General features: G+C 67.1%; 5 protein-coding genes. 1 reads left to right on the forward strand and 4 read right to left on the reverse strand.

Going from position 1 to position 9,185, the window contains the following annotated elements; genetic code table 11:
- Nucleotides 1-4 precede the first annotated feature (4 nt).
- Together KXJ60_RS08255 and KXJ60_RS08260 are read right to left on the reverse strand one after the other, a co-directional pair.
- Nucleotides 5-1,828: a carboxyl transferase domain-containing protein gene (locus tag KXJ60_RS08255; protein WP_291126202.1), complete on the reverse strand. Its 1,824-nt coding sequence runs from the start codon at nt 1,826-1,828 to the stop codon at nt 5-7.
- Nucleotides 1,829-1,937: 109 nt separating this feature from the next.
- A complete protein-coding gene (locus KXJ60_RS08260) occupies nt 1,938-2,240 on the reverse strand; it encodes an RNA-binding protein (RefSeq protein WP_291126190.1) in 303 nt (100 codons plus the stop codon).
- A gap of 249 nt (nt 2,241-2,489) precedes the next feature.
- On the opposite strand from KXJ60_RS08260, the gene KXJ60_RS08265 reads away from it, so the two are divergent.
- Nucleotides 2,490-5,435, forward strand: a complete 2,946-nt coding sequence (locus KXJ60_RS08265; RefSeq protein WP_291126192.1) for a bifunctional diguanylate cyclase/phosphodiesterase — start codon at nt 2,490-2,492, stop codon at nt 5,433-5,435.
- A gap of 9 nt (nt 5,436-5,444) precedes the next feature.
- On the opposite strand, the gene KXJ60_RS08270 is transcribed toward KXJ60_RS08265, so the two are convergent.
- Both KXJ60_RS08270 and KXJ60_RS08275 read right to left on the reverse strand, forming a co-directional pair.
- Nucleotides 5,445-6,506: a cupin-like domain-containing protein gene (locus KXJ60_RS08270; RefSeq protein WP_291126194.1), complete on the reverse strand. Its 1,062-nt coding sequence runs from the start codon at nt 6,504-6,506 to the stop codon at nt 5,445-5,447.
- 44 nt (nt 6,507-6,550) lie between these two features.
- Nucleotides 6,551-9,185: L-glutamate gamma-semialdehyde dehydrogenase (locus tag KXJ60_RS08275; protein WP_291126196.1), on the reverse strand; the 2,635-nt coding region annotated here is incomplete at its 5' end.

The raw sequence follows: 9,185 nt of genomic DNA on the forward strand, positions 1-9,185 counted from the left end.
CGCCTCACCAGGTATCAATGAAACGCCGGGTTCCTAGCTCCCTCACCTTGGCTCCAGCCAGGCCTTTGATGAGCCAGTCGCGCGTGTGTGCGGGATCGATCACCGCATCGATCTCCAGTGTGGTGGCCATCTGCATGGCCGCTCCATTGGCAATTTGCTGCGCCAAAAGCCGTTCAAAGAGGTCCTCGCGCTGGGGCCCTTCGGGCACGGCGCCCAGCTCTTTGCGGTAACCCAGCCGAACCGCTCCCTCGAGCCCCATCGCACCAAACTCTGCGGTGGGCCAGGCCACCGTAAACGCCGGGGAGTGGAAGCCACCGGCGGTCATGCCCATGGCGCCCAGGCCATAGCCCTTGCGCAGGACGACGCTGAAAAACGGCACGCGCAAGCCCGCCGCACCGACGAAGAGGCGGCTGACGTGGCGCACCTGGGCTTGCGCCTCGATGTCGGGGCCCACCATGAAGCCTGGCGTGTCCACCAGGCTGACCATCGGCAAGCCGTGCGCATTGCACAGCTGCATGAAGCGCGCGGCCTTGTCCGCGGCATCGGGATCGATCGCGCCGCCCAGATGCATGGGGTTGTTGGCCATCAGGCCCACGGCACGCCCGTCAATGCGCGCCAGCGCCGTGTGAATGCCGACGCCGAAGCCCGTGCGCAGGGGAAGGAGACTCCCCACGTCCACCAGGCCAGCCATCGCAAGCGCCGTGTCGTACACCCGCAGGCGGTTTTCGGGCACCACATCGCGCAGGGCCTGTGCGTCGGGGGCCTGCCCGCCCGGCACGCGCCCCTGAAAGAACGAGAGATAACGCCGGGCTGCCGCCACTGCCTGCGGCTCGTCGTCCACGAGCACGTCGATCACGCCGTTGGCGTGCTGCACCGCACTGGGCCCGATGTGCTCCGGACTCACCACGCCCAAGCCACCGCCCTCGATCATTGCGGGGCCGCCCATGCCGATGTGGCTGTGGCGGGTGGCGATCACCACATCGCAACAGCCCAACAGGGCCGCATTGCCGGCAAAGCAGCGCCCGCTGGCAATACCCACCACCGGGACCTGGCCAGACAGGCGGGCAAATGAGGCAAACGTCCCGACATGCAGCCCGGCCACGATGGGCATGTCGGTGTCGCCGGGACGCCCCCCCCCGCCTTCGGCGAACAGCACCACAGGCAGTTGTTGCTCGAGCGCGATACCCAGCAAACGATCGGTCTTCTGGTGGTTTCGCATGCCCTGCGTGCCCGCGAGCACGGTGGCGTCGTAGGCCATGACGACAGCGCGTGAACGCTCTGGCCCGTGGACAGCGCCATTGATCGAGCCGATACCCGTGACCATGCCATCCGCTGGCGTGTGGTCGATCAGGTCTTCTTCGCTGCGGCGACTGCGCTGGGCTGCGATCGCCAGGGCGCCGTACTCGATGAAGCTGTCTTCATCGCACAGGTCGCCCACGTTCTCGCGTGCGGTGCGAAGGCCTTGCGCGTGTCGTCGCGCCACCGCCTCCGGCCGTGCGGCGTCCAGGGTCTTGGCCTGGCGGTCGATCAAACGTTGCAGATCGGCACGAAGGGCGCCCTCTCCAGGTGGGCGGCCCACCGTCGCCGGGGGGGGAGCGCCCGCCTTGCGACCCGTCGGTTGCACGGATTCGCTCGTCATCAGCACATCGCCCGCTTGCACCGATTCGCCCACCGAATACCGCAGCTCGATGACACGGACAGACGCCTCAGCCCGCACCTCGTGCTCCATCTTCATCGACTCCAGAACGACCAGCAGGTCGCCGACGCCGACCTGGTCGCCTGGAGCGACTTTCCATTCCACGATCTGGGCGGCGAGGGGTGAGCGCAGGGCATTCATGCGCCGATTCTGCGCGGCCAGGGGGCGCGCCGACGTCAATCGGGAGACACGAACAACGTGGACGCCTGGCGCAGCAAGGGCACAGCGGCCCGGGGGTGCGTCAGTAAATGTCGGAGTCGGCCCACTGGGATGAAGGACCATCCTCGGCCGTCACGGGCACATTCAGGTTGAGCACAAAGACCACTTCGCCACCAAAACGGCCGACGCCCAGGCTTTTCATGAGCGTTTGTTCCTGCTCGGGACGTTCCATGCGCAGGAAGCAGATGGCCTGCTTTGTGCCTTCGTGCATGGCGGTGAGGATGTCGAGACGCGTGATGCGGCCAAACTCACTGCACAGTTGGTGCAGGGCGGATTTCAGGCTGGAAACGTCGCTGTATTGCCTGAGTTCTGCGAGTGTGCTCACAATCAACTCCATCAAGTGTCGGACCGGCAGTGGCGATTCGATGGCACAGCATTTTGGGCTGGCATCGAGAGTGCGGCCATGTTAGAACATAAGCAACAAAAACTCACACTTGGGTTACAAATTCTCCCCACATTTGGGGAGCCCGTGCAGAAGTTCACGCCACGGCACGAGGCTAACGCGGTCTCCGGGCGCAACGGACGGCAACCGCTCTGTATGCTGGCCTCTGGACCGAACCGATCACCACACCTCATGCGCCCTGGAACCGACAACCGCACCCCCCTGTTGGCCGAGACAACGTTCGAGCGCACGGGCGCCTGGACGGTCCCTTCCCAGCGCACGGAGCTCGACCGCCTGGCCGAAATGGCCGCACAACTCGCAGGCACCAGCGCGGCGCTGCTGGTCGACGCCTCCCACAAGCCCCCGGAAGTGCTGGGTGCGCACGGCGTGGACACCGCTCAAGCCACCGCCGTGCTGGCGGGGTGCGCCACGATGCTGCAGGGCCAGCTGGACACCGAAGGCTGGTTGCCGGGGGAGCCAGGCGCGGGCCATCCCTTCCGCTATGGGCATTGGCTGCCCGTCTTTGACGCGGTCGGGCAATCTGCCCTGCTGCTGCTGCATCACGAACCCCGCGAGCGTCCTGCGCCGGGTGCTCCGACACTCAAGCTGTTGTCACAACACGCTGCGGACGTGCTGGCCCTCGCCCGCCGCTGTGAGCTGAGCGAGCAATACAACGCCAACGTCCTGCGCGAGAGCGAGAGCCGGCTGAACCTGACGGAGCACACCGCGGGCGCAGGCAGCTGGTCGCTGCAGCTGTCCACCCGCGAGGTGGTGCATTCGGACGAGTTCGCCACGATCCTGGGCCTGACCGACCATCGCCAGGTGCGCAATCTCGAAGACATGGTGCAACGCTACACACCCGAGTGGCGCAACGGCATCCGCCAGCGGCTGGAACGCTGCGCCCAGCATGGCGAGGGCTTTGACGAGGAAATCCAGGTCACCGTGGAAGGCGGTTCGCCCAAATGGGTCCGTACCGTGGGCACGGCGGTGCGGCGGGCCAATGGCCAGATCGTGCGCATTCAGGGCGCGATCCAGGACATCTCGGCACAGAAGCAGGCCCAGCAGGACACGCTGCGCCTGGCCATGCGGCTGACCACGACACTGGCCAGTATCACGGAAGCCTTTGTCACGCTCGACCGCCAGTGCTGCTTCACCTACCTCAACCAGGAAAGCGAGCGGTTGCTGCAGAAAACCACCGGCGACCTGCTGGGGCTGGAAGTCTGGCAAGGCTTCAGCGCCGGCCTGGCGCAACGCCTGAAAGACCAGCTCACCAAATCGCTCAACACCAACCGCCGCGTGGAGCTGGAAGACTTCTTCCCGACGCTGGGCAAGTGGCTGGAGGTGCGGGCGTACCCGTTTGCCGAAGGCCTGGCGGTGTACTTCCGCGACGTGACCGAGCGGCGCCGCTCCCAGGAGCAGCTGATGCTGCTGGAGACCAGTGTGTCCCGTCTCAACGACATCGTCGCCATCGCCGAGACAGGCGCTGGCAGCGACGATCAGGAGCCGCGCATTGTGTTCGTCAACGACGCCTTCGAGCAGCACACCGGCTACAGCCGGGCTGAGGTGCTGGGGCAGACGCCGCGCATGCTGCTCGAACTCGACCCGGCCATTCCCAAGTTGCGCGAACTCGCCCAGGGCCTGCAGCAGACCCGACAGGCGCGCACCGAGCTGATGGTGCGACGCAAGAACGGCGCCATGTTCTGGGTCGAGCTGGAGGTGGTGTCGGTGCAGGCCACGGCCGAAGAAGTGACGCACTGGGTGGCGGTGGGACGCGACATCACGCAGCGCAAGACCGCCGAGGACATGATCCGCCACCTGGCCTTCTACGATGCCCTGACCGACCTGCCCAACCGCCAGCTGCTGCTGGACCGCTTGCAGCAAGCCCTGGCCGCCAGCGCTCGCTCGGGCCAGCACGGGGCGCTGATGTTCATCGACCTCGACAACTTCAAGGTACTCAACGACACGCTGGGCCACCACATGGGCGATCAGCTCCTGCAGAAGGTCGCCGCGCGCCTGACCAAGAGCGTGCGCAAGACCGACATGGTGGCGCGCCTGGGGGGCGACGAGTTCGTGGTGATGGTCGATGACCTCAGCACCGACCCCGATGCCGCGGCGTTCAAAGCCACCGCCCTGGCGGAGAAGGTGCTCAACACGCTGCGCGAACCTTTCCAGCTCAACGGCCACCAGCACTTCACGACGCCCAGCATCGGCGTGACCTCGTTCAACGGTCAGCAGAGCGATGTGGGTGAGCTGCTCAAGCAGGCCGACCTGGCGATGTACCAGGCCAAATCGCTGGGCCGCAACACGCTGTGTTTCTTCGACCCCAACATGCAGGCCACGGTGAGCGCCAACGCCAACGTGAGCTCGGATCTGCGCGTCGCGCTGAACGAGCAGCAGTTCGTCGTGCACTACCAGCCGCAAGTGGACCGCGTGGGCGTGATCACCGGCGTGGAGGCGCTGGTGCGCTGGCAGCACCCGGAGCGCGGGCTGGTGTTCCCGGCCGATTTCATTCCGGTGGCCGAGGACACCGGGCTGATCCTGCCGCTGGGGCAGTGGGTGCTGGAGAAGTCGTGCGAGCAGCTGGCCGCCTGGGCCGACCGGCCGCAGACGGCCAACCTGAGCATTGCGGTGAACGTGAGCGTGCGCCAGTTCCGCCACCCCGACTTCGTCGACATGGTGATGGCCGCGATCACCCGCACGGGCATTCGCCCGCACAAGCTCAAGCTCGAACTCACCGAGAGCCTGCTGGCCGACCGCATGGAAATCACCATCGACAAGATGGGCATGCTCAAGGCGCTGGGCGTGACCCTGTCGCTGGACGATTTCGGCGTCGGCTACTCGTCGCTTTCGGTGCTCAAGCGCCTGCCGCTGGACCAGCTCAAGATCGACAAGGGCTTCGTGGCCGATGTGCTGACCGATCCGAACGACGCCGCCATTTCGCGCGCGATCATTGCGCTGGCGCAGAGCTTGAGCCTGCAGGTGGTTGCCGAGGGCGTGGAGACGCAGGAGCAGCGGGACTTTCTGGCCTACCAGGGCTGCGACCAGTTCCAGGGCCACCTGTTTGCCAAGCCGCTGCCCATCGAAGCGCTTGATGCGCTGCTGCAGAACCCCACCGAGGGCATGCTCGTGCTGTCCTGAACGCCGCCCTCACCAGCTGGTGATCGTCGGGTTCCTGAAGCTGTAGTGGTTGGGCAGCGCGAGGTTGGAAAACGAGAACGACAGGCTCACGTCGAGCGCGGTCACCTGGTGCCACCAGCCCAGCGGCAGAAACACCGTCTCGCCGGGTTCCACGACCACATCGAGCACCGTGGCCTGCCCGAACAGCGGATACCGGCTCAGGTCGGGCCGGTCAATATCCACCGGGCTGTAGACCTCGAAGTGGTTGTAGAGCAAAGGCGTCTGCAAGGGCGAGATGAAGCGCCAGCGCTTGCGCCCCACGATCTGCGTGTGGCAGAGCATGAGCGTGTCGTGGTGCAGCGGCGTGACCGTGCCTGCAGGCCCGAACCAGAACGATGCGCGCTGCGCCAGTTGCGCAGGGTCGCAGAACGACGGCAGCGTGCCGATGTCGGCCAGGATGGGCGCAAACCCCGGCTGGCTCAGCAGTTCGTTGTTGGCGGTGAGGTAGTAGTCGTTGGTGGCGCCGCCGGCGAGCACCTGATCCACAAAGTCGGCGAGGCGCACGCTGCGCTTGTGGTCGAGCTTGTTGACTTCGTAGTTCGGGTCGGCGCTGCGCTCGGCTTGAATCTCCACCTGCAGGTGTCCGAAGCGCTCGCGCAGATCCTGCGGCGACCATCGCCCCAGCGCCGGCCAGTCGCGCGCCACATCGGTGAGCACGAGCGGACGGCTGCCCACCACGTACCTTTCGAGAAACTCGTCCAGCGGCACGTTGGCGCGCTTCTCGACCTGGGTGTAACGCGGGTTCAGCTCCAGCAGCTTTTGCTGGTTGGCCATCACCGACTCCAGCTTGACCTGCAGCTGCTGGACCTTGCGCGCCGCCAGAAACACCGGATCGCTCTCGATGTCGAGAATCGCCCGCTCGCCTTCGACCGGGTCCAGGCCGGCCTGGGTCATCGTGACCAGCATGGCGTCGGGCGCGCAATCGCGCAGCCGGTTCTCGGCGATCCACTGCCACCACGTGGCGTCGAGTGGGCGGTAAGCGGTGGCGGCCTCAAGCGGGCGCGGAGCGGCGGGAATGGTGGGCGTGCTCATGCGCCCGCCAGTATCGCACCGGGTCGGCCCGCGGAGGTCTGCAGCTACCCCGTGAACAGTGCCACGTTGCCACCGGCGGCGGTGGTGTTGATGGTGAGCGTCTGCTCGGCGCAGAAGCGCAGCAGGTAATGCGGCCCGCCTGCCTTGGGCCCCGTGCCGCTGAGTCCTTCGCCACCAAAGGGCTGCACGCCCACCACGGCGCCGATCATGTTGCGGTTGACATACACGTTGCCCACGCGAGCCGCTCCCGCCAGCGCCTGCGCCCGGCTGTCGATGCGCGTCTGGATGCCCAGCGTGAGGCCGTAGCCCAGTGCGTTGATCTGCCGCACCACCGCCATGGGGTCACCGCTCCAGCGCACGACCTGCAACACGGGCCCGAAGATCTCCTGCGTCACCTCGTTGATCGAGCGCACCTCGAACATCTGCGGCGGCACCCGATGGGGCGCGGCATCCGCGCGGTCGGACGGCAACAGCGGCGTCGCCTGTGCCTGCAACCGCTGCAGGTGGCGCGCAATGCCGTCGAAGGCCTCGGCATCGATGACGGGGACCAGGTCGGTGGCGAGGTCGGCAGGGTCGCCAGCCACGAGCTCTTTCGCTGCGCCCTGAATCATCGCGATCACACCGTCGGCCACCGCCTCGTGCACGCACAAGAGGCGCAGCGCCGAGCAGCGCTGGCCCGCGCTGCGAAAGGCGCTTTGCACCACCGCATCGGCCACCTGTTCGGGCAAGGCCGTGCTGTCCACGAGCATGGCGTTGATGCCACCGGTTTCGGCGATCAGCGGCACGATGGGGCCGTCCTTGGCCGCGAGCGCGCGCTGGATGAGTTTGGCCACGGGCGTGGAGCCGGTGAACACCACGCCGGCCACACCGGGTTGCGCCACCAGCGCCGCCCCCACGGTCTCGCCCGGGCCGTGCAGCAGTTGCAGCGCATCGGCCGGCACACCGGCGGCGTGCAGCAGCGCCACAGCCACCTGCGCAATGGCGGGCGTCTGCTCGGCAGGCTTGGCCAGCACCGTGTTGCCGGTGGCCAGTGCGGCGGCCACCTGGCCGGTGAAGATGGCCAGCGGGAAGTTCCAGGGGCTGATGCACACCCAGACGCCGCGGCCCTCCAGGCGCAAGGTGTTGCTCTCGCCCGTGGGGCCCGGCAGCGCCTGGGGTGCCATCACGCGCTCGGCGTCGTTTGCGTAGTAGCGCAGGAAATCGATGGCCTCGCGCACCTCGGCGATCGCGTCGCTCCAGCCCTTGTGCGCTTCTTTCACCAGCAGCGCGCAAAGGCTCGGCAGTTGCTGCTGCATGGCATCCGCCGCACGCCGGAGCACCGCCGCCCGCTCGGCCACAGGGGCATGGTTCCAGCCCGCAAAGGCCTGCTGTGCGCGGTCTGCCGCAACGCTGGCGTCGTTGGCGCTGGCCTCGGCCACATGGGGCACCACCAGCGCGGCATGCGCCGCCAGCAGCGGCTCGCGGTGCGCGGCCACGGCCAGGTCCAGCCCGAGGCTGTTGGGCCGTGAGGCACCGTACAGGTCCTTGGGCAGTGGCAACGCCGATGGCGTCGCGTCGGGCACCGAGCGCTCCAGCGGCGACACCAGCAGCTCGTCCATGCCCACCGATTCATCGGCCAGCTGGTGCACAAACGACGAGTTCGCACCGTTCTCCAGCAGACGCCGGACCAGGTAAGCCAGCAGGTCGCGGTGCGCACCCACAGGCGCGTAAACACGGCATGAGATGGCCGGGTTCTTCAGCACCTCGCGGTAAATGCCTTCGCCCATGCCATGCAGGCGTTGCAGCTCGAAGGGCACCGACTGGTGGCTGGCCATCTGCAAGATCGCGGCGATGGTGCCGGCGTTGTGCGTGGCGAACTGGGGGTGGATCGCATCGGGCGCCTCCAGCATCGCGCGCGCGCAGGCGAGGTAGCTCACGTCGGTGTGGGGCTTTTGCGTGAACACCGGATAGCCGGGCAAACCGAGCTCCTGCGCGCGCTTGATTTCTGCGTCCCAGTACGCCCCCTTCACCAGGCGGCACATGAACTTCAGGCGGTGGCGCCGTGCGAGCAACGCCACGTGTTCGATCAGCTCGACCGCACGCGTCTGGTACGCCTGCAACGCCAGGCCGAAACCCTGCCACTGCGGGCAATGCTGTGCCACCCGCGTGGCCAGCGCTTCGAACACATCCAGCGAGAGTTCCAGCCGGTCGACCTCTTCGGCGTCGATGGTGAGGTTCAGCTGCGCCGCCGCAGCCGCCTCGCACAGCGTCCACACGCGGGGCACCAGCTCGCGCATCACGCGCTCGTGTTGCGCATCTTCGTAGCGCGGGTGCAGCGCGCTGAGCTTGATGGAAATGCCGTCGTTCTGGCTGGGGTGGCGCGCCGGATCGGCCTGGCGCGCGATCGCGCCGATCGCCTGCCGGTAGCTCGCGAGGTAACGCAGGGCGTCTTCGTCGGTGCGCGCGCCCTCGCCCAGCATGTCGAAACTGAAACGCAGGTTCGCCTGCCGCTTGCGCGCCGACGCCGCCTCTTTCATGCCTTCTTCAATGGTCTGCCCCAACACAAACTGCCGGCCCAGCAGCTGAACTGCACGCAGCGTGGCGGCCACCACGGTCTTGGCGCCCAGCTTGGCCATCAAGCCCGGCTCGCTGCCGGCCGATGGCAGAAAGTGCTTTGACATGGCAATGGCGGTGGACGAC

The organism is Hydrogenophaga sp. (assembly GCF_019264445.1).
Taxonomy (GTDB): domain Bacteria; phylum Pseudomonadota; class Gammaproteobacteria; order Burkholderiales; family Burkholderiaceae_C; genus Hydrogenophaga.

What these genes read in the sequence shown, in the direction of transcription:
- KXJ60_RS08265 (WP_291126192.1), top strand. Translation starts at nt 2,490, where the DNA reads ATGCGCCCTGGAACCGACAACCGCACCCCCCTGTTGGCCGAGACAACG.
- KXJ60_RS08270 (WP_291126194.1), bottom strand. Translation starts at nt 6,506, where the DNA reads ATGAGCACGCCCACCATTCCCGCCGCTCCGCGCCCGCTTGAGGCCGCC.